General features: G+C 66.9%; 14 protein-coding genes, 1 tRNA gene and 2 pseudogenes. 9 read left to right on the top strand and 8 right to left on the bottom strand.

Annotated features, from left to right (window positions below; all coding sequences use genetic code 11):
* Window positions 1-14: 14 nt before the first annotated feature.
* Both BM162_RS04735 and BM162_RS04730 read right to left on the bottom strand, forming a co-directional pair.
* Window positions 15-800: an SseB family protein gene (locus BM162_RS04735; protein WP_093418426.1), complete on the bottom strand. Its 786-nt coding sequence runs from the start codon at window positions 798-800 to the stop codon at window positions 15-17.
* The gene (locus BM162_RS04730) at window positions 797-1381 is read right to left on the bottom strand and encodes a uracil-DNA glycosylase family protein (protein ID WP_093418423.1); all 585 of its coding nucleotides are present in this window, start codon (window positions 1379-1381) and stop codon (window positions 797-799) included. Before BM162_RS04730 ends, BM162_RS04735 begins: the two co-directional genes overlap by 4 nt.
* Window positions 1382-1662: 281 nt before the next feature.
* On the opposite strand from BM162_RS04730, the gene BM162_RS04725 reads away from it, so the two are divergent.
* The 6 genes from BM162_RS04725 to BM162_RS04700 all read left to right on the top strand — a co-directional run bounded on the left by BM162_RS04725 (window position 1663) and on the right by BM162_RS04700 (window position 8549).
* A complete protein-coding gene (locus BM162_RS04725) occupies window positions 1663-2004 on the top strand; it encodes an ArsR/SmtB family transcription factor (protein ID WP_093418675.1) in 342 nt (113 codons plus the stop codon).
* Window positions 1997-3037 (top strand): permease, encoded by a 1041-nt coding sequence (locus BM162_RS04720; protein WP_093418421.1) that lies wholly within the window; start codon window positions 1997-1999, stop codon window positions 3035-3037. The genes BM162_RS04725 and BM162_RS04720 overlap by 8 nt, the downstream gene beginning before the upstream one ends.
* A gap of 149 nt (window positions 3038-3186) precedes the next feature.
* Window positions 3187-3846: an ABC transporter ATP-binding protein gene (locus BM162_RS04715; protein WP_093418673.1), complete on the top strand. Its 660-nt coding sequence runs from the start codon at window positions 3187-3189 to the stop codon at window positions 3844-3846.
* Entirely contained in the window at window positions 3824-5467 is a 1644-nt protein-coding gene (locus BM162_RS04710; protein WP_093418418.1) for a KpsE/RkpR family capsule polysaccharide export protein, read from the top strand. Before BM162_RS04715 ends, BM162_RS04710 begins: the two co-directional genes overlap by 23 nt.
* 743 nt (window positions 5468-6210) lie before the next feature.
* Window positions 6211-6285: transfer RNA gene (locus BM162_RS04705), tRNA-Gln, on the top strand.
* Window positions 6286-6593: 308 nt separating this feature from the next.
* Window positions 6594-8549: a tyrosine-type recombinase/integrase gene (locus BM162_RS04700; RefSeq protein WP_093418415.1), complete on the top strand. Its 1956-nt coding sequence runs from the start codon at window positions 6594-6596 to the stop codon at window positions 8547-8549.
* A gap of 334 nt (window positions 8550-8883) precedes the next feature.
* On the opposite strand, the gene BM162_RS04695 is transcribed toward BM162_RS04700, so the two are convergent.
* The 3 genes from BM162_RS04695 to BM162_RS23090 all read right to left on the bottom strand — a co-directional run bounded on the left by BM162_RS04695 (window position 8884) and on the right by BM162_RS23090 (window position 13221).
* On the bottom strand, window positions 8884-10983 hold the full coding sequence (locus tag BM162_RS04695) for an ATP-binding protein (protein ID WP_143096108.1): 2100 nt from the start codon (window positions 10981-10983) through the stop codon (window positions 8884-8886).
* A gap of 61 nt (window positions 10984-11044) precedes the next feature.
* Window positions 11045-11794, bottom strand: coding sequence for a LuxR C-terminal-related transcriptional regulator (locus tag BM162_RS04690; RefSeq protein ID WP_093418409.1), 750 nt, complete (start codon window positions 11792-11794; stop codon window positions 11045-11047).
* A 977-nt stretch (window positions 11795-12771) separates the two neighbouring features.
* Window positions 12772-13221 (bottom strand): helicase RepA family protein, encoded by a 450-nt coding sequence (locus BM162_RS23090; RefSeq protein ID WP_218153071.1) that lies wholly within the window; start codon window positions 13219-13221, stop codon window positions 12772-12774.
* A gap of 18 nt (window positions 13222-13239) precedes the next feature.
* Between BM162_RS23090 and BM162_RS04685 the strand changes: the two are divergent.
* Window positions 13240-14120: pseudogene (locus tag BM162_RS04685) on the top strand (IS3 family transposase); the annotation flags it as partial.
* 41 nt (window positions 14121-14161) lie between these two features.
* Window positions 14162-14350: pseudogene (locus tag BM162_RS04680) on the top strand (transposase); the annotation flags it as partial.
* A gap of 296 nt (window positions 14351-14646) precedes the next feature.
* Here BM162_RS04680 and BM162_RS04670 read toward each other — a convergent pair.
* From BM162_RS04670 to BM162_RS04660, 3 genes are read right to left on the bottom strand one after another with little or no spacing between them, the layout of a single operon-like run.
* Window positions 14647-15702, bottom strand: coding sequence for an ABC transporter substrate-binding protein (locus BM162_RS04670; RefSeq protein ID WP_093418402.1), 1056 nt, complete (start codon window positions 15700-15702; stop codon window positions 14647-14649).
* Window positions 15699-17075, bottom strand: a complete 1377-nt coding sequence (locus BM162_RS04665; protein ID WP_093418399.1) for a sensor histidine kinase — start codon at window positions 17073-17075, stop codon at window positions 15699-15701. Before BM162_RS04665 ends, BM162_RS04670 begins: the two co-directional genes overlap by 4 nt.
* Window positions 17068-17742 carry a response regulator transcription factor gene (locus BM162_RS04660; RefSeq protein ID WP_093418396.1) on the bottom strand — a complete coding sequence of 225 codons (675 nt, stop codon included), beginning with the start codon at window positions 17740-17742 and terminating at the stop codon, window positions 17068-17070. Before BM162_RS04660 ends, BM162_RS04665 begins: the two co-directional genes overlap by 8 nt.
* Window positions 17743-17900: 158 nt before the next feature.
* On the opposite strand from BM162_RS04660, the gene BM162_RS04655 reads away from it, so the two are divergent.
* Entirely contained in the window at window positions 17901-18893 is a 993-nt protein-coding gene (locus BM162_RS04655) for a Bug family tripartite tricarboxylate transporter substrate binding protein (protein ID WP_093418394.1), read from the top strand.
* The last annotated feature ends 42 nt before the right edge of the window (window positions 18894-18935 follow it).

The raw sequence follows: 18935 nt of genomic DNA, 5'->3' as shown, positions 1-18935 counted from the left end.
CAGGCGCGTCCGCCTTACTTCAGCTTCGGCGGTCGGTCGGGGTCCATCCCCGGCGCGCCCCCCGGCACCTGCGGCCGCTCGGGCTCGGGCAGGTCGATCCTGAGCCCGGCGCGCGCCAGCCGCGCGGCGACCGGGTCGGTGCTGGCGAAAAAGGCGACGTCGAGCACGCCCGCCTCGAGACCCGAGAACGTCAGCGCCTCGCCCGTGGCCTGCGCCAGCGCGGCCTCGGCACCCGGGGCGGCGTCGATGAAGGCCAGGAGATGCCCCTTCGCGCCGGTGTCGTAGGTGACGGCGGCGAGATAGGCGAGCCGCGCGAGGCCCGAAGCCGTCGCGAGCTTGGCGTCGAGCGCATTGAGCAGGCGGTCGGGCAGCCCGTCGGGGCGGGACAGGTCCTGCGGCCGCGCCTCGACCGTTTCGGGCCGGTGCGACAGCGTCTCGGCCAGCCAGGCCAGCGCGTCACTGGGCAGCAGGATGGCCGACGGCGCGACGCCCAGATTGAGCCCCAGCGCCGCCCCCTGCCCCGCCAGCATGCCGGCGACCGCCCGCCCCGAAAGCGCGGCGTAGGGGCTGATCTGCCCGGTGAACTCGGCCAGCCGCTCCTCGGTGTCGAAGGCCAGCACCGTCGGTCCGCTTTCCAGCGGCCAGACGGCGGGGTTCAGCGTCTCGCCCTCGGGCTCTTCGTCGAGCAGCAGGAACAGCTCGGCCTCGGCCAGTCGATCGTAGAAGGCCAGCCGCGCCGCGTCGTCGTCGGGGGCGGCCTCCATCGTGGCATGGGCGCGGTCGAGCGGTGTCTCGGTCATTCCATCTCCTCGCGGACGCGGGCCCGCAGGACCGGCAGAAGCTCGGTTTCGAACCACGAATTTCGCTTCAGCCACGCCGTATTGCGCCACGAGGGATGCGGCAAGGGGAAGGTATGCGGCGCGTGGTCCCGCCAGCCCGCCACCGTGTCCGTGACGCCCTGCTTCGTGCCCAGGTGCCACTTCTGCGCATAGCCGCCGATCAGGATCGTCAGGCGGATGGTGTCCAGCCCCTCGAGGATCGGCGCGCGCCAGGTCCGCGCGCAGACGGGCGGCGGCGGCAGGTCCGAGCCCTTCGCATCGTAGCCGGGAAAACAGAAGGCCATGGGAACGATCGCGACGCGCTCGCGGTCGTAGAACTCGTCCTCGGTCATCCCGAGCCAGTCGCGCAGGCGGCGCCCGGACTGGTCCCAGAACGGGGTATTCGCCTCGTGCACGCGCAGCCCCGGCGCCTGGCTCGCGATCAGGACGCGTGCGCCCGGCTTGAACCAGACGACCGGGTTGGGGCGGTGGCGCGTGGCAGTGGCGGCAAAGCGGTCGGCGCAGAGCGTGCAGGCGCGCAGGTCGGTGCAGAGGGCATCCATGGGCCGCGAGGTAAGCTCCCGGGCCCGGCCGCTCAAGATGCACGCGACCGGGCACGCGGCCCGGTCACGCCAATGTTGATCCCGGCACGGGCGGTCAGCGCCGGACGAAGCGGCGGAAGACACGCCAGAGGGCGAGGAATTTCACGAGCTTCTTCATGGTCGGCCTCCTTTCGGGCTGCGCAGGGGCGCCCAACGCGCGGACGCCGACCCGGTTCGCCGGACATTTCGACGAACCTGAAAATGTTTTGCCGCCGGGGCGTCATTTCGATAAACGTCGAAACATGGAACCCGACGACCTGACCGACGCCACCCTCGCCCGCACCGCCACCGCCTTCGCGGCGCTGGGGTCCGAGCAGCGGCTGAACGTCCTGCGCACGCTTGTCCGCGCCGGGCCCGACGGCCTGAGCATCGGCGCGCTTGGCGCAAGGTGCGGCGTCACCGGGTCGACGCTGACGCACCACGTGAAGATCCTGGCGCAGGCCGAACTCGTTCAACAGACGCGGCAGGGGCGCAGCATCATCTGCGCCGCCGCCTCCTATGGCGAGGTGCGGGCGCTGTCGGATTACCTGCTCAGGGAATGCTGCGCGGATGCCGCGCCCGAGAAATGCCACGACCATGACTGATCTTGCGCCATCCACACCCCGCCTCGCGTCGCACTGGGCCCGCCTGCCGAAAGCCTGGCTCGCAATCGTCGCGATTCCGCCGGGCGTGGCGGTCCTCGACCCGGCGCAGGCCGTCGAGACGGTCGTCTTCGCAGCCAGCGCACTCGCGGAGACAGCCCCGTTCATCCTGTTCGCGGTGCTCGCCGTGGGCTACCTGAAGGCCAGCGGGGCCGAGCATCTTCTGGCCCGCGCCTTCCAGGGCCGCGAGGCGCGCATGATCCTGTTCGCCGCGCTGCTGGGCGGCCTCGCGCCCTTCTGCTCGTGCGAGGTGATCCCGTTCATCGCCGCCCTGCTGGCCGTGGGTGCGCCGCTTTCGGCGGTCATGGCGTTCTGGCTCGCCTCGCCGCTCATGGACCCGGCGATGTTCCTGATCACCTCGGGCACGCTTGGCTGGGACTTCGCGGTGGCGAAGCTGGTTGCGGCCGTTGGCATCGGCGTACTGGGCGGCGGCGTGGCGATGGCGCTCAAGCGCTCGCCCGTCTTCGCCGATCCGCTCAAGGCGCGTCCGAACACGGGCGGTTGCGGCTGCTGCGGCACGCCCGCCCCCTTCTCCGGCCGCCCTGCCTGGGCCTTCTGGCGTGACGGCGCGCGGGTCGAGACGTTCCGCGACACCGCGAAGGACAACGCGCTGTTCCTGCTCAAATGGCTGAGCCTTGCCTACCTGGCCGAGGCGCTGATGCTAGCCTACGTTCCCGCCGACTGGATCGCCGGCGTGCTGGGCGGGACGGGCGTCGGACCGATCCTGCTGGGGGCGCTGGTGGGCGCGCCGGCTTATCTGAACGGGTATGCCGCCATCCCGATGGTCGACGCGCTTTTGGCGCAAGGCATGTCACAGGGCGCGGCGATGTCATTCGTCATCGCCGGCGGCGTCAGCTGCATCCCCGCCGCGATCGCCGTCTGGGCGCTGGTCAAGCCGCGCGTCTTCGCGGCCTATGTCGGGATCGCGATGGTCGGCGCGGTGCTGGCCGGGCTTGTCTGGGCCGCCGTCGCGTAACGGGCGTCACGCGTGCCGCACGGGTGTGGCGAGAGTTCCGCGACCACGACATAATACCGCCAGATTGGACCCTTAGCTCTTAGCCTTGAAGCGGCGCAGCACGTAGCGTCGCACAGGGGCGGATCGCGCCCGTGGTCCGAAAGGCGCAGATGATCGAGTTCGACAACGTCAGCAAGTCGTTCTGGACGGGGCGGCAGAGGAAAGTGATCCTTGACCGCGCGTCGTTCCGGGTCGACCTCGGGCGGTCGATGGGCATCCTCGCCCCCAACGGCACCGGCAAGACGACGATCATCAACATGATGGCCGGGCTCGAAAAGCCCGACGAGGGCGAGATTCGGCGCACCAGCCGAATCTCGTTTCCGCTGGGCTTCATGGGCGGTGTCGTCAACCGGCTGTCGGCGACCGAGAACGCGCGCTTCATCGCCCGGATGTACGGGCTCGACCCCGATTACGTCGAGGCGTTCTGCCGCTGGCTCTGTCATCTCGAGGAATACTTCGACATGCCGGTCGGCACCTACTCGGCCGGGATGCGCGCGCGGCTGAGTTTCGCGCTGCTGCTGGCGCTCGACTTCGACATCTACCTGATCGACGAGGGCATGCCCTCGACCACGGATGTCGAGTTCAACCGCAAGGCCGGCGGGATCCTGCGCGAGCGGCTGGAGCGGGCGACCGTGGTGGTGGTGTCCCATCAGCCCGAAACGCTCGAGAAGTTCTGCCAGTCTGCGGCGGTGCTGCGCGACGGGCAGTTGTACATGTTCGATACGTTGGAAGAGGCGAAGCGGCTCTATGACTACCAACTCTCGGCCTAAGAAATACCGCATCCGCCGCTCGAGCGCCCTCGCCCAGGGCGTCGGCGCGGGACGTGCCGTTAACGACACCGCATCGCCCGAGGCCACGGCCCGCGTGCTGGTCGACGGCAGCATGGCGCTGCGGTCCGAGCCGGGTTCCGCCCCTACCGACCCACCGCATGCGGCAGGACGGGCCGAGCGCGACGCCGCGGACGCGATCGAGGAGATCCGGCGCGAGGGCCTGACCGGCCGCCAGCTTCGCATGGCTCGCCGGCTCGCCAACAAGCACGGGCTGTCGCCGGCCAACGATCTCGACGCCGTCCGCCTGCTGCGCGACCGCGGCATCGACCCGTTCGAACGCGCGAACCTTCTGGAACTGGTCGTCGCCGACCGCGGCTCCCCGGACGACGAGGCGCGGGTGCAGTTGCCCCAGACCGTGGACCGCGGCCCCGGCACCGACGTCGGCGCACCCGCCGCCCCCTATGGCCCGCCGGGCCGCGCGCGCGAGATCCTCGAGATCCAGCGCGACATCGCCCGCCGCCGCCGCCGCAAGCTCGCCCTGCTGTTCACGCGGCTGGCCTTCTTCGTAGGCCTGCCGACACTGCTGGCCGGCTATTACTACTACGCGATGGCGACGCCGATGTACGCCACCCAGTCCGAGTTCGTGATCCAGCAGGCCGACAACGCGCAGGCCGGGGCGCTTGGCGGCCTGTTCTCGGGCACGGGGCTGGCCACCAGCCAGGATTCGATCACGGTGCAAAGCTACCTGACCTCGCGCGACGCCATGCTGCGGCTAGACGACGAGGCCGGCTTCAAGTCGCATTTCAGCGACCCCTCGATCGACCCGATCCAGCGCCTGCCCGAGCAGGCCACGAACGAGCAGGCCTATGACCTTTACCAAGACAACGTGAAGATCGGCTACGACCCGACCGAGGGCATCATCAAGATGGAGGTCGTTGCCGCCGATCCCGAGGTCAGCGCCGAGTATTCCCGCCGCCTGATCTCATACGCGGAGGAACAGGTCGACCGCCTCACGCAGCGCCTGCGCGAGGACCAGATGCAGGGCGCGCGCGAAAGCTTCGAGGAAGCCGAGGCCAAGATGGCCGCTGCGCAAGCCCGCGTGCTGGCGCTGCAGGAAGAGCTGGGCGTGCTCGACCCCACCTCGGAAAGCTCGACGGTCTTCTCACAGATCGCGACCTTCGAGACCCAGCTGCGCGAGAAGCGCCTGGAATTGGCCCAGCTGACGGCCAACGAGCGGCCCAACCAGGCGCGCGTCGCCGGCGTCCGCGGCGATATCCAGCGTCTTGAGTCAGTGGTCGAAGAGCTGCGCGCCGAGCTGACCGAGGGCAGCGACGCCCGCGGCTCGCTCGCCAGCGTGACGGCGCAGCTGCGCGTGGCCGAGGTCGACCTACAGACGCGGACACTGATGATGCAGCAGGCGCTGCAACAGCTCGAAACGGCCCGGGTCGAGGCCAACCGCCAGGTCCGCTACCTGTCGACCGGAGTCTCTCCCGTCCCGCCGGACGAGCCCACCTATCCCCGCGCCTTCGAGAACACGATCCTCGCCTTCCTGATCTTCTCAGGCATTTACCTGATGATCTCGCTCACCGCTTCGGTGCTGCGCGAGCAGGTCACGAGCTGAACCCGCGGTTCCGCCACCCCGACGGCTGCATCGCGAATTGAGCCGGAAGCCTGAGCGCAACGCCAGCTGACCGCGAGCCGGCTTCGTGGCCGAGACAGTGCCGGCAAGCACACTTCAAGCTGAGCGAACAGTCTCCGTGCTGCGCGAACCGCTCGCAAGGGATCTTGATCACGGTTGCGCGGCCTGCCCCCCACGCTTCGCGCGCAACAACCTTCGCGCAACGTTCCGAACTGCCGGCGAGAGCCGTATCCCGGCTTCGCAGCGCCGGGACAAGCGCGAACCGCGCCCCTCTACCGCTGCTTGAATCCATCTCCGTTATCCATCCAGCGGTACAGGTTCACACATCGCGAAGGGGTTCTGACGGCGGCTGCCTCCGCAAAAGCGAGGAAGCGTCCGCCGATCCCTGCCAATCGTCGTCTTCTGGATGAATCGCCTCGTCGCCACCGCAATGTGCTTCTGGAAGATGCGCCGGCTTCACTGTCGCCCGGCTGCGTGCGCTTACCGGCCTTCTCGTGCCGCGACGCTCCTCAACGCTGAGACGCCCACTCCTGCCCGCAGCCAAGACCCGGCGCACATGCTCGTCAACCTGCCGCTCCGTGTATAAAGCGCCGACACATCACGCTCGCCCCTACTTCACCCACGTCTCATCGAGAAGGCTGCAGGTTGACGCCAAGTCCGTCCATTTTTCCGCCTCCCGCCCTCTTGCATCCAGCGCCGCCCTTGGCTAGTAACCGCCTCACCGTTGGGGTGTAGCCAAGTGGTAAGGCAGCGGTTTTTGGTACCGTGTACCGTAGGTTCGAATCCTACCACCCCAGCCATGATCCAGAAAAAATGCAGCAAAATCAGTGGCCCCGCCCCTGAGGCCGCAGGCCGGATCCAGGACCTTCCGACCGCTCCTGCCGCATCATCCCTCCCCTCCCGTCCGTTCGCAGTCGCCTCCCGGTGCGCGCGCCCCGGCGCGGATTCGCCCGCGCCCGGACCGCGGCCTCCCGCAAAAAAATCTGGGCGGGGGGATCAAACGGTTTGGGCCGGTTTTCCGTCTTTCCGCGACCGCATCGATGTCCCCTCCGCCGCGGCGACGGGGGGCATCCCGCTCCTCACCCCGACCGCGTCGGAGTGACAGAGCATGCATCATACCGAGACGGCCGCCCAGGCTCCCGTCAGCGTCGCCCAGATCAGCCGCGAAGTGGTTCGCCACGCGGTCTCCCGCATCATGACCGAAAGCTGCGATCCCGGCTTCGACGCCGAGGAGCGGCTCCAGGCGGTCGAAGACCTGCATGACATCCTCAAGCAGGAGATCCGGCAGAAAGCCTTCTCGACGGCCCTGCCGCTGGCCATGGAGGCCGCCCAGCGCCTCGGAGCCCCCTGCCCGGTGCCGATGCCGCCCGAGTTCGGCCGCGCCGTCTCGACCACGCTGAAGAGCCTCTGCCGGATCGAGATCGACGTCTACGAGGACGGCGAGGACGTGATCGAGGCGGCTTCCGGGCTTCTCAGCCGCCACGGGATCAGCGTCACCGACGGGAAGATCGCGCCCCTGCTGCGGATCTCCGACGCCCGGGACGCGGCCCTGCAGGGGGCGACCGAGGAAATGCGCCGCAAGCTCAAGGCCACGGCCGCCCTGGTCCTCGAGTTCCTCGGGGACATCCCGCTGGAGCTCCTGCCCGGGCAGGTCGAGAGCCTGATGGTCCAGCTCTCCCGCCTGCCCAAGCACCACGGCCAGCAGCACGGCAAGAACCGCTACGAGAAGGAGGGCAGATCCCTCTCCAAGCGCGAGGCCATCGCCCTCGCCGATCTGGCGGACGAGCAGAACGCGACGGCGCTCCGCGACCGGAGGGACCTCTCCGACGCCCAGCGGCGCGCCATGCTGGCGGAACGTCTGACCAAGCGCGTCACCCATACCAATCTGGAACGTCATCTCGACCGGCTGCACCAGATGCTCCGGGAGGCCGAGAAGAAACTCGGCTATGCCGGCAAGACGAAGCTGCTGACCTATGCCGAGCTGGCGAAGACCATGAAGGCCGATGCCGAGCGCCGGCGCAAGCAGGACCCCCTCTTCATCCGGGCGACACAGCCGAAGATCCGGCTGCGCTGGGCCGGCGCCCGGATCAAGACGCTTCTGACCTCGCCGCTCTACCGCGGCTGCTCGAGCCTGGGACGTCGGACCAATCCCGGGCGCCTGATCTTCCGCGACGCCAAGTACTGGGTCCCCCTGATCATGGTCACCATGGGCACCCGGGTGACCGAGGTCCTGCAGGCCAAGAAATGCGACCTGCTCCTGCGCGACGGCGTACACTGCCTGCGCCTGTGCTGGTCGGCCGAGCAGGACGGCAAGACCGTCAGCAGCACCCGCTTCGTGCCGATCCCCCAGGTGCTCCTGGATCTGGGCTTCGTGGAATGGGTCCGCGATCGCGGCGACGACCCCTCCACGCTGCTGTTCCCGGAGATCATCGGCGCCAACCCGGACCGCCCCGACCAGATCTTCACCAAGCAGATGCTCACCATCCGCAAGGGACTCGGCATCAAGGATTACAACGAGGACCTCTACGCCCTGCGCAAGACCCTCTCCTCGGCGCTGTGGAAGGGCGGCGTCAACGCCGAGGACCGCCAGATGATCATCGGCCACGTCTCCGACACCACGATCGGCAAGCACTACACCGAGGCCGATCTCGCCGCTTTGAAGACGCTGCTCGACAAGGCGGACCACGGCATCGTGGTCACCCGCGACACGGCTCACCGGTTCCCGGTGATCGCCGACTGCACGCTGATCTCCGGTGTCCCGGCCCGCCTCGACATCGTCCTCGACGACCATGGCAACCTCGGCGCCGTCCGCGTGCTCCGCGAGCATGACGGCCACCCATTGCTCGCGCTCGCCATCGACGGCGCCGCGCTCCCGGCCTTCCCGCAATGGGATGGCCTCGAGGTGGCCAGCCGTGCCGCGGCGCCGGAGATGGTGGCGGATCTTCTCGTCGAGTATCACATCCTGACGCCCGGCACCCCTGCCTGTCGCGACGCCTGGGAACACTTCATCGCCATGGCGGCGGATGGAAGCGAAGGAAAGGTGTGCCGGCGCAACACCAAGTGATTGATCCACAGGCGGCGGCTGTTCCTCAAGCCCGGCCGGAAAGGCTCGCGCGGCCCCGAGATGAAATAGCCGTCCGCGCCTGCCTCGAGCAGGAAATGTCGCTGGTGTCGTGACGGGGACGGCCCCCGGCCGGGACTGCGTCAAGAGCCGTAGTGAAGCCGAGGCGATGCGTCAGGCTGCATTCTCAGGCAACCTTCTTCGGGCGAATTCAGTGCTTCCACGGGGCGAAGCGACGCTCAGGACCCCGGTGCTTTGCCGTCACCAGCTCGACGACGTACGCGCCGAAACGACCGCTTCTGGCCGTGTGGCCCTCTTCACTTCGGTGACCGCCCTCTCAGGCGCTCTCGGCCGGGCACTCGGGAGCGCTCCCACGTGACAGTTCGACCGCCGCTTCCCCGGCCCGTGCGAAGGCGAACTCGACCCCGACGCCTTCCCGGCACGCCTCTTCCAGAGCAACGCAGGCCTCGGCGAACGCCATGTGGCCCAGCATACTCGACAGCGAGATCAACTCGTGGGCCCGCTGAGCCAGGTCGGGACGTCCGGCGCCGGCGGTTCCCGCCGAGAAGATGTCGGAGACCCGCCGGCGCAACTCGGCGCGAGCCGCTTCGGCTCTGCGCGGCCCCAGAAGGGCGAGGATGTCGCTCTCTTCGCCGCTATCCGCTTTCGTGGGCGCCGACGCCTCCGTCCGACTTAGGCAAACGGCAACCTTCTCGAGCAGTTCGCCCTTGCGAAACGGCTTCGCAACATGCCCGGTCATGCCCACCTCGCCAAACTTCTTGATCTGGTGCGGCAGGACGTTCGCTGTCATCGCGAGGATCGGGACGTCGGCGACCGGAGAGCCAAGCGCCCGGATCCGTTCCGTCGCCGCCAGCCCGTCGAGTCCCGGCATCTGAATGTCCATCAACACAAGGTCGTAGGGCTCCGCCTTGACCATCTCGATCGCCTCCAGGCCGTCCCGGGCAACGGCGACGAAGTAACCCGCCCCCGCGAGGATCACGGTCGCGAGATCGCGATTATACTCAAGATCCTCGACGAGCAGGAGCCGCGCGCCCTTCGCCGAAGCCGAAGTGGGCACAGCCTCGTCGGCCAGCGCGGCGCGCTCGTCGGCGGTCGGGTAGCGACAGGGTATGGTGAACCAGAACGCAGATCCCTCGCCCGGCTGGCTGCGAACGCCGATTTCCCCTCCCATGGCCTCCGTCAGGCGCTTCGAGATCGCGAGCCCGAGCCCCGTGCCACCGATACACGGCCTTCCAACCTGGCTGACCTGGTAGAACTGGTCGAAGAGCCGGTCGATCTGCTCCTCGCTGATCCCGATGCCGGTATCTTCGACGGTGAACCGGATGCAGGGCCCGGATGCGTGATCGATCCGGTCCACTGCCACGCGCACCTGGCCCCGTTCGGTGAACTTGACGGCGTTGTTCATCAGGTTCAGGAGCACTTGCCTGATGCGGTTCTCGTCTCCCAGGAGCATGTCCGGCAGGTCTTCCGCCAGGTCGAGGTTGAGGACCAATCCCTTTCGCTCCGCCTGATCGGCGACGATGGAGGCGGCGTTGTTGACCAAAGGCGACAGCGAAAACGCGTGCGGGCGGAGCTGCACATGTCCAGCCTCGATCTTCGAGAAGTCGAGGATGTCGTCCACCGTGGCCAGGAGCGCCGACCCCGCGAATTGCACGCGCTCCAGATAGCGGCGCTGCACGCGGTTGAGCTCGGTGTCGGAGATCAATTCCGAATAGCCGATGATCCCGTTGAGCGGCGTGCGGATCTCATGACTCATCGCGGCGAGGAATTCCGATTTGGAGCGATTCGCCTCCTCGGCGCGACGCAGGGCCGCCTCCGTCGCTTCATGGGCAAGACGCAGGGCGCGCGCGCCGCGTCGCGTCTGGCGAACATAGGCGAAGCCGGCGATACCCAGGATGAGGATCAACGCGATCAAGAGCGTCTGAAATCCGCTAGCCAAGAGTGTCAGGGCAACGGTTGGCCGCCGTTCCGATCGGGCATACGCCGCCACTTCGGCGCTGGCAGCGGTGATGAGCGCGCGGAGAGTGTCGTAAACGTGGTCAGTTAGGTCTGCCCCGCCCTGCGCCCGGAAGGCTCCCGCGTCGGTCCAGTCCCGCAGACCCGCGATAAGACGCTGGGCATCATTCTCCAGAGTCGTATCTTCGGTCAGCCGATCAAGCCGGACAAGAAGCGCCTGCAGTGCGGCGAGAATTGCGGCGCTGCGGTCGCGGGACGCTTCCTCGCCGGTTGCAGCATAGCGCAGACCCGCGATCTCGGCTTCGCGCACCGCGTCGCGTACCGACCAGATGACCGTGCGCGTCTCGATCATGGAATTCAGGTCGGTCACGCTGCGATCTCTGTCGATGTCGTCCCGTCGCAGCCCGCCCAGAACTACGCTGATCAGCAGAAGCAGCGTCAGTGACAGGAGCGCCGCCAACGGGATGACCCGCGCATCTCTGCGGGCCTGTGCGATGTCCTCGGACACGTCCTGCTCCGGCTCAGCCGGCCAGGATCTTGGCGCCCACCGCAGCCGCAGCCGAGCGGCTGCGGGTGCCGAGGCTCCGGAACAGCGCGGACATGTGCACCTTCACGGTGCCCTCGCCCAGGTCGAGGACGCGCGCGATCTCCTTGTTCGACTTGCCCAGGATCAAGAGGTTGAGGACATCTCTTTGCCGCGGCGACAGGCTGTCGAGCTTCGGTTGAGCCTGGTCCGCCTCCTGCGCCTCCCCTCCGTCTATCTCGGTGATCGACTGAGGCACATAAATCTGCCCCTCGAGTACCATCGTCAGCGTCTGATAGAGGTTGGTCGCTCCGATGCTTTTCGGGATGTATCCGTGGACACCACTGGTCAGAGCCGTCAGGATATCGCTGCGCCGCCGCGATCCAGAGATCACCGCGATCTTCAGAGCCGCGAACTCCTCGCGTACCGATCTGAGGCTGGCGGCACTCTTCATGCCCGGCATGGCGAGGTCGAACAGCGCCAGCGAAATGTCGCTGCGGCTGGAAAGCTGGTCGAGGGCGTCGTCGAGCGACGTCGCTTCAATGACTTCGGCGAACCCCAACCGGTCGGTCAGGATGACACCGAGCGCCATGCGGAAGAATTCGTCATCATCGGCAATGAGAGCAGCCCCCCGAGCGGCACTCGCCGGTCGTTTCGCGGCCTCTGTGACTTCTCTCCAACTCTGGCCGGCGCCGCCTTGCACGGAGGACGTTGCGTCCCAGTTCGCACCAAATTCGTCCGAGAACATGTTTTTGTCTCATTCTTCTACTAATAAGATCGTGCACAACTGAAGGCTGTCGCTGCAAAAAACACACAGCTAAAAAGAATCACCCAGCTGCAAGGTTCATGTTCACATGAGCGCTCCCCTTCCGGTAAAGATAAGATTTCGCGGGAGAATTGGCCGGATCAGCGGCTTCTCAACCACAGGCTGTGAAGGCGGGGAAATCCTCTCGGATAGATTGCACCCCAAGCCGCTCTTTCATTCAGAATCATGAAAATCACCTGCCCTGCGCGCCGGTTTCCGCACCGCAAGATCACAGAATTGTGATCAGATGCAGCGATCCTCGGCATGTTCCCGCTAGGGAAACGATCTCCGGCAGGGTCTCTGATTGGCCCCCTTTTCGCCTTCCGGACTGTTGGCAGCCGACGCGGGTCTCGAGTCGACAGCGGTCGCGCACGGGGTGCAAACAGGCGAGCCCGAGCCCACTTCTCGGCAGGCAGAACGCCGAGGTCCAGCGCCGGCGCCGGCCCCCGATGCCCGGGCGCCATCGGAAAACGGACCACCAAGGCCCGCTCCTCCAGCCATCGCCCGATGCCTGCCGCGAGGTCCATCGGCGACGCCGCCCGGACTCTCGCGCAGTCACGTTATCGTGATGCAGAGCGGTGATCGAGCCTCGTTATCCGGTCGTCATGCCTCAGGCCGCAATGGCGATGCGCTAAGCCCTGCCTGAAATAGTGGCGAACTATTTGCGGGCCACTTCGCGCATACGCCTCTCCGGGACCGACGCGCTCCGCTTTATGAGTTCGGAACCACTCGGTAAGAGCTTGAACGGCGGCGGCATCCTCGAGCAAGCAGGGAATGGCGATATCCGCATTGGCAACTGCCAATCGTCGCGAGTGGTGGCGCGGCGGCTCAAAGACGCGCCACGCCCCACCTCCGTCAGGTGATGATCCAGCCGTCGCCGTCCTTGAGGACCATGGCCCCCTCGCCTTTCGCAGCCTCCGTCAGCAGATCCCGCACGACCTTTTGCCGGCTGCCGGGCGCGAGACCCGTGAGCGTGCTGTCCGGGAGGTCGCCCAGCATCTGCTGGAGCGTGAAGCGGCAATGCGGCGCACCGAGGTTCTTCGCGTGGTCAGGACCGCGAGCAATGCCGTCCTCCGCGCCTCCTTACGGGAGCCTTTCGCGGCGGTCCCGGCACTCTCTGCCGGAGCCTCCTTCGGGACGATTTTGACCGTGGTGTAGGGCTCGTCGTCCTCGTCGAGGCCGAGGGGCACGGGTCCGGTGCCGAAGCTGAACTTCGCGCTCTTGGGCATGGTCCGCTGCTTCTCCACGGTCGCCAGCACGGCGCCCCCCCAGATCTGCAGCCGCAACTTGGTATCCACGGCGGCTTTCAGAGCCGATGTCCGGCGCGCGCCGCGCGCCTCGTCCTTGCCGCAATGGTGCACGAACAGCACGTGCGCATCGAGATTTTGCGCGAGGAGTTCGGGGTCGAGCCGATCTGCAGATCGCTGCCGATCGCCCGTCCACCTACTACGAACGCAAAGCGGTCGCACAGAACCAGAGGCGGGCGTCCCGGCGGGCCCAGCGGGACGCCGCGCTGTCGGACCGGATCCGGGAGGTTTGGTCGGCAAATCGCGGGCTCTACGGCGTCCGGAAGGTTTGGCATGCCCTGAAGCGCGACGGCGTCGTCGTCGCACGCTGTACCGTGGAGCGACTGATGCGTGAAATGGGGCTCAGGGGGGTGGTGCGCGGCAAGAAGGTCATCACGACGAACCCGGACGTCGCGCGGCCTTGCCCGGACGGCAAGGTCAATCGTGCCTTCCATGCCGAACGGCCGAACCAGCTCTGGGTGTCAGACTTCACGTATGTTCCGACCTGGTCGGGCACCGTCTACGTCGCCTTCGTGATCGACGTTTTCGCGCGTCGCATCGTGGGATGGCGTGCCTCTACCTCAATGACAACGCCCTTGGTGCTCGACGCGCTGGAGCAGGCCATATGGCAGAGAAAACCAATTGGAAACAGGAGCTTGATTCATCATTCCGACCGCGGCTCGCAGTACCTGTCCATCAAGTACACCGAGCGCCTGGCCGATGCCGGTATCGACCCTTCGGTCGGCACCGTCGGGGACTCGTACGACAATGCGCTCGCCGAGAGCGTGATCGGCCTGTTCAAGACCGAGGTCATCAAGCAGCGCGGGCCTTGGAAGACGATGCAGGACGTCGAGTGGGAGACCATGCAGTGGGTGGAATGGTACAACGAGCACCGGCTTCTCAGCTCGATCGGATACATCCCGCCGGCGGAGGCAGAGCGGCGGCATCTTGATCACGTCGGGACAATGGATAAGGTCGCCTGACGCGTTGAACGAAACGCCCTCCGGGCAACCCGGGGCGGTTCATCCCTGGCCGGAAGCAGCGGAACAAACCGGTGAAGTATGACAAGCGCCGCTACAAACGCCGAAATCGGATCGAGATCATGTTCGGCAGGCTCAAGGACTGGCGGCGGGTGGCCACGCGCTACGACCGGTGCCCCAAGGTCTTCCTCTCGGCCATCGCTCTCGCCGCTATGGTCATCTACTGGCTATGAGTCCTGACCTTAGAACAGCGTGCACTGCATCCGCCTGTGCTGGTCGGCGGAACAGGACGGCAAGACCGTCAGCAGCACGCGCTTCATGCCGATCCCCCAGGCGCTCCTCGATGCGGGTTTCGTCGACTGGGTTTGCGATTGCGGGACGATCCCTCTACGTCGCTTTTTCCGGGAGACCATCGGCGCCAACCCGCACAGTCCCGGCCAAATCGGTTCCAAGCAGATGCTCACCATCCGCAAGGGACTCGGCATCAACGATCAAACGCGCGGAGGCCGATACTCCGGACGCCTGAGGCTCACTCCACCTGCGGAAACGCGTCACGCCAGCGATGGACGAAAATCTCGCGCTTGTCGTCGTCCGTCGCGACCAGCAGCGTCGGGTCCAACGGGATGCGCCGCTCGATTGTCTCTACAGCACCCGAGACCTCTATCGGAGCGCCATCCTCCTCGCCCAGCCGAACAATCAGATCCTGTGCTTCGAGCTCGTCGCGTCCCGCGGGCGACAGCAGGTAATCTATCAGGTCTCCGGCCACGGACGCCGAACCTGCGCCGTGCGGGATCATGGCTGCCCGCGCGAGCACGAGTGTGTAATCTTTCGGTGCGACCACCCCAAGCCGTTCCTCCTCCCGCGCCCTTTGAAGGGCATAGGAGCCGAGGACATTGTAGGCGACCATGAAGCGGCCCGCCGTCACTGCATCGATGATTTCGGCCGAGCAACAGGTGGCGACGGCGCCGCTTCGCCCAAAGGCCTCCATCAGCCCGCCGAAGGTCGTGGCCTCCAGCGAGTCGCTGAACGCCAGGAGGAATCCCAGGCCCGAGTCCTCTATGTCGTACGTCGCGACTCGGCCCGCAAATCGGCTCCCGCTCGGGCGAAGGAGGTCGAGCAGGTCGAAGCGGGATCGCGGTATGTCTTCAGGTGCGAGCAGCTCCCGATTGTAGACCATCACCGCCGGTTCGCGCGTCACTCCCCAAAGCTGGTTGCGCCACACCAGTTGTGCCGGCAGCGCTCTGGTGGCGTTCGACGCGTAGCTCTCGGCGCAGCCTTGATTAACCAGGTCCACCAGGTGGTGAAGGGCCGAGCTGATGATCAGGTCGGCACCGGCTTGTCCCGCGACACAATCGGCCGCGCTCAGCGTGTACAGGTCGTTCGAGCCCCACTGTTCGTAGAGAATCCGCGTGTTGGGGCGCGTGTCCAGGTATGCCTCAATAACCGGACCGAGCGCGGCGATGTCGGTTGTGCTGCGCACCGTGGCTTGCCGAGCGGCGTCCTCGGGGCCAAAGGAGGCCGTCAACTCCGCCGCCGGCGCGGACAGTGGAAGACTGGCCAGTGCAAGCGCCGCAAGTCGTCTCATCCGCTCATCCTCGGCAGTTCGAGCGCCACCGTGAAGCGGGCGCCGTCATGGTTCATCCTGATCCTCCCTCCGTGCCCCTCGGCCACTTCCCGTGCAATGGCCAGCCCGATACCGCTGCCGCCGCTCCGGCCGGCCCCGGCGAACCGGGTGCTCAGCGTGGCCGCGCTGCCGGCCGGGGGGCCGCCCCCGCCGTCGCTGACCCACAGGCGGACCGTGGGACCGTCGGAGACGCCCAACCGGATTGGCGCGCGCCCATGGCGCAGCGCGTTGATCAGCAGGTTCTTGCCCGCTTCGGTCAGCGAAAGCGCATCGCCGCGAACGGGCACCACACGATCCGCGAGCTGCAGCTCGACTTCCAACCCCGCCTGCACAAGCAGATCGTCGCACGCCTCAAGCGTTTCGACCGCGACATCACGCAGATCGAGCTGCGCGGCCGGCTCACTGTCGGCGCGGTGAATGATCATCGCCCGGCTCAGTAGCTGGTCGAGAAGATGGCCCAGCCCGGCTGCGCGCTCTTGGACGCGGTTCACGATCCGGTTTCGCTTCACCGGGTCGGTTTCGCTCGCGGCAAGCTGGGCCTGCGCCCGGATCGCCGCGACTGGCGTGCGCAACTGGTGCGCCGCGTCGCCGATGAGGTTGCCCGTCGCCACGCTTTGGCGCTGAAGGCGGGTCATGAAGCCGTTAAGCGAGGCGAGCATGCCGGCGACTTCCTGCGGCGCCGACAGCGACAGGGGCGTCAGATCGGTCGGTTCTCGTGCAGCAAGAGCGGCTCCAATCCTTTGCAGCGGCCTGAGCGCGCGGCTGACGACGAGCCAGGCGAAGACCGCCATGGCGGCCCCTGCGATACCCAGCACCAGCAGCGCGTTCTGCGCGATGTCGCGCGCCAGTTCCCGCCGCGCCAGCAGGGTGTGGCCAACGATGACCTTCACGGGGCCGGAGAAGCTGCGCTCGGCGAAGCGACGGGTGAACGCGACGTAGCGCGCCGGCTCCGTACCAAAGGTGCCGTCGTAGAACGTGCTGCCTTCGCCATCCTTCTCCGGTGGCAACGGCACCGCCTCGTCGCCCGTGAGCGTCTTTCCGTCCGGTCCGACCACGCGGTAGCGGATGCGGTCGTCGGGGGCGAGCGACAGAAGCTCGAACGCCGAGACAGGCATGTCGACTACCGCCACGCCGTCGTGCACCAGTATCGTGCCCGCGATATCCGCCGCCGCGCCCAACAGCAGACGATCATACGCCTCGCGCGCCGCCTGCCGACCGTAAGCCAGTGCCGCAATCAGGACTACAACGCCGCCAAGCACGAGCACCGATGTGACGGCGATGGCAACGCGGCTCTTGAGTGACAGGGTTGCCTTGACCTGCCGCGTCTCAGCCATCCTTCGCGTCCAGCCTGTAGCCCAGGCCGCGATGCGTCTCGATCTCGACGCGCGAGCCAGCCAGCTTCTTGCGGAGCCTGGCCACGTAAAGCTCGACCGTGTTGGTACCGACCTCGGCACGGTCGAACGAGAAGAGGCCTTCGAACAGGCGCTCCTTCGAAAGAATCTGCCCAGGGTGCGAAAGCATCAAATTGAGCAGCGCCAGCTCCCGGCGGGTCATCTGCACCGGCGCGCCGCCGACGCGCGCGGTGCGGCCCACGGGATCCAAAGACAGATCAGCCAGCGTCATCACGTTGTCCGCCTGCCCTTTTTCGCGTCTCAGGAGCACACGCAGGCGCGCTTCCAGTTCGCGTAGGTCGAAGGGTTTGACCAGATAATCATCCGCTCCTGCGTTCAACGCCTCGACCCTCGCCGCGACTTCGAACTCGGCTGTCAGCATCAACACCGGCGTCCGCGTGCCACCGCCGCGCAGCTGTTTCAGAAGGTCCCGACCATCACCGTCGGGCAGGCTGATGTCGAGCACCAGAGCATCGTATTGTTGGACCGCCAAGAAGTCACCGGCATTGTCGAGCGTCGTCGCGAGGTCGCAGGCGAACCCGGCGCGAGAGAGGCTCGCCACGACCGCGTCTCCAACATCGGAGGTGTCCTCAACGATCAGTACGCGCATTCGTCGCCTCCTTCGCCGGGTGACCGTATTCCTCCCAGCGCCTGCGGAAAAGCGCCCGTTATGTGGGCATGACAGGTTCATGACAGGTTTCCGGCGTATCGTCAGCGCCGACCGGCTGCCCCCGTGGCGGCCGGCTGCATATTCGTGGAGGAGAATCTATGCAAATCTCGACAATCCGGCGCGGCCTTGTAGCTGCGGCTTTCGTGGTCTGCGCGCCGCTCGCGGCGTCCGCACAGGATTTCACGCCCGAGAACCCCGAGTGCATCGCGCCGGCGAACCCGGGCGGCGGCTGGGACTTCACGTGCCGGCAGGTCGGCAAGTCGCTTCAGGACCTCGGCCTGATCCCCTCGACCATGCAGGTCGTGAACCTTTCGGGCGGCGGCGGCGGTGTGGCCTTTGCCGAGGTCGTCAACAAGCGCAACGATGACGACGACCTCATCGTGGCCGCGTCCTCGGCCACTGCGACGCGGCTGGCGCAGAACGCTTTCCCGGGCAATACCATGGACCAGGTCCGCTGGATCGGCGCCGTGGGCGCGGATTACGGCGTGATCGCCGTGGCCGACGACAGCGAGATCCAGACGCTGCCCGAGCTGATGGACGCCATCAAGGAGGACCCGACCTCGGTCTCGATCGGCGGCGGTTCGGCCGTGGGCGGTTGGGACCACCTGAAGGTGCTGATCGCCGCGCAGGAAGCCGGTGTCGAGGACGTGCGCAACGTCAAGTACATCGCCTTCGCTGGCGGCGGCGAAGCCGTGACCCAGCTTCTCGCCGGATCGCTCCAGGCGTTCACCGGCGATCTGTCCGAGGCCCGCGGCTTCGTCGAGTCCGGCGACATTCGCGTGATCGCGCTGCTCGCGCCCGAGCGGCTCGAGGGCGAGTTCTCGGGCTTCGCCACCGCGCGCGAGCAGGGCATCGACGCCATCGGCGCGAACTGGCGCGGCTTCTACGGCCCGGGCAACATGAGCGACGCGGCCTACGACTACTGGGTCGAGCAGATCGACACGCTTTATGACAGCCCCGAGTGGAAGGCCGTCATGGAGGCCAACGGCCTCGCGCCCCTCGACCTTCAGGGCGAGGAATTCGAGCAGTTCGTCGCCGAGTCGGTCCAGAACATCGAGGAGCTCTCGCGCGAGATCGGTATCCTTCAGTAAACCTGTCGCGCCAGGCGCTTCCGGCCCGGCCGGAAGCGCCAC

This window comes from Tranquillimonas alkanivorans (assembly GCF_900115595.1).
GTDB lineage: Bacteria > Pseudomonadota > Alphaproteobacteria > Rhodobacterales > Rhodobacteraceae > Tranquillimonas > Tranquillimonas alkanivorans.
Note: the sequence above shows the minus strand (reverse complement) of the source record. Positions and strands in the feature narration are given on the sequence as shown.

Bases quoted from the DNA above. Each gene is read 5' to 3' on its own strand.
- BM162_RS04735 (WP_093418426.1), bottom strand. From the start codon at position 800: ATGACCGAGACACCGCTCGACCGCGCCCATGCCACGATGGAGGCCGCC.
- BM162_RS04700 (WP_093418415.1), top strand. From the start codon at position 6,594: ATGCATCATACCGAGACGGCCGCCCAGGCTCCCGTCAGCGTCGCCCAG.
- BM162_RS04655 (WP_093418394.1), top strand. From the start codon at position 17,901: ATGCAAATCTCGACAATCCGGCGCGGCCTTGTAGCTGCGGCTTTCGTG.
- BM162_RS04670 (WP_093418402.1), bottom strand. From the start codon at position 15,702: ATGAGACGACTTGCGGCGCTTGCACTGGCCAGTCTTCCACTGTCCGCG.
- BM162_RS04720 (WP_093418421.1), top strand. From the start codon at position 1,997: ATGACTGATCTTGCGCCATCCACACCCCGCCTCGCGTCGCACTGGGCC.
- BM162_RS04710 (WP_093418418.1), top strand. From the start codon at position 3,824: ATGACTACCAACTCTCGGCCTAAGAAATACCGCATCCGCCGCTCGAGC.
- BM162_RS04690 (WP_093418409.1), bottom strand. From the start codon at position 11,794: ATGTTCTCGGACGAATTTGGTGCGAACTGGGACGCAACGTCCTCCGTG.
- BM162_RS04730 (WP_093418423.1), bottom strand. From the start codon at position 1,381: ATGGATGCCCTCTGCACCGACCTGCGCGCCTGCACGCTCTGCGCCGAC.
- BM162_RS04715 (WP_093418673.1), top strand. From the start codon at position 3,187: ATGATCGAGTTCGACAACGTCAGCAAGTCGTTCTGGACGGGGCGGCAG.
- BM162_RS04725 (WP_093418675.1), top strand. From the start codon at position 1,663: ATGGAACCCGACGACCTGACCGACGCCACCCTCGCCCGCACCGCCACC.
- BM162_RS04660 (WP_093418396.1), bottom strand. From the start codon at position 17,742: ATGCGCGTACTGATCGTTGAGGACACCTCCGATGTTGGAGACGCGGTC.
- BM162_RS04665 (WP_093418399.1), bottom strand. From the start codon at position 17,075: ATGGCTGAGACGCGGCAGGTCAAGGCAACCCTGTCACTCAAGAGCCGC.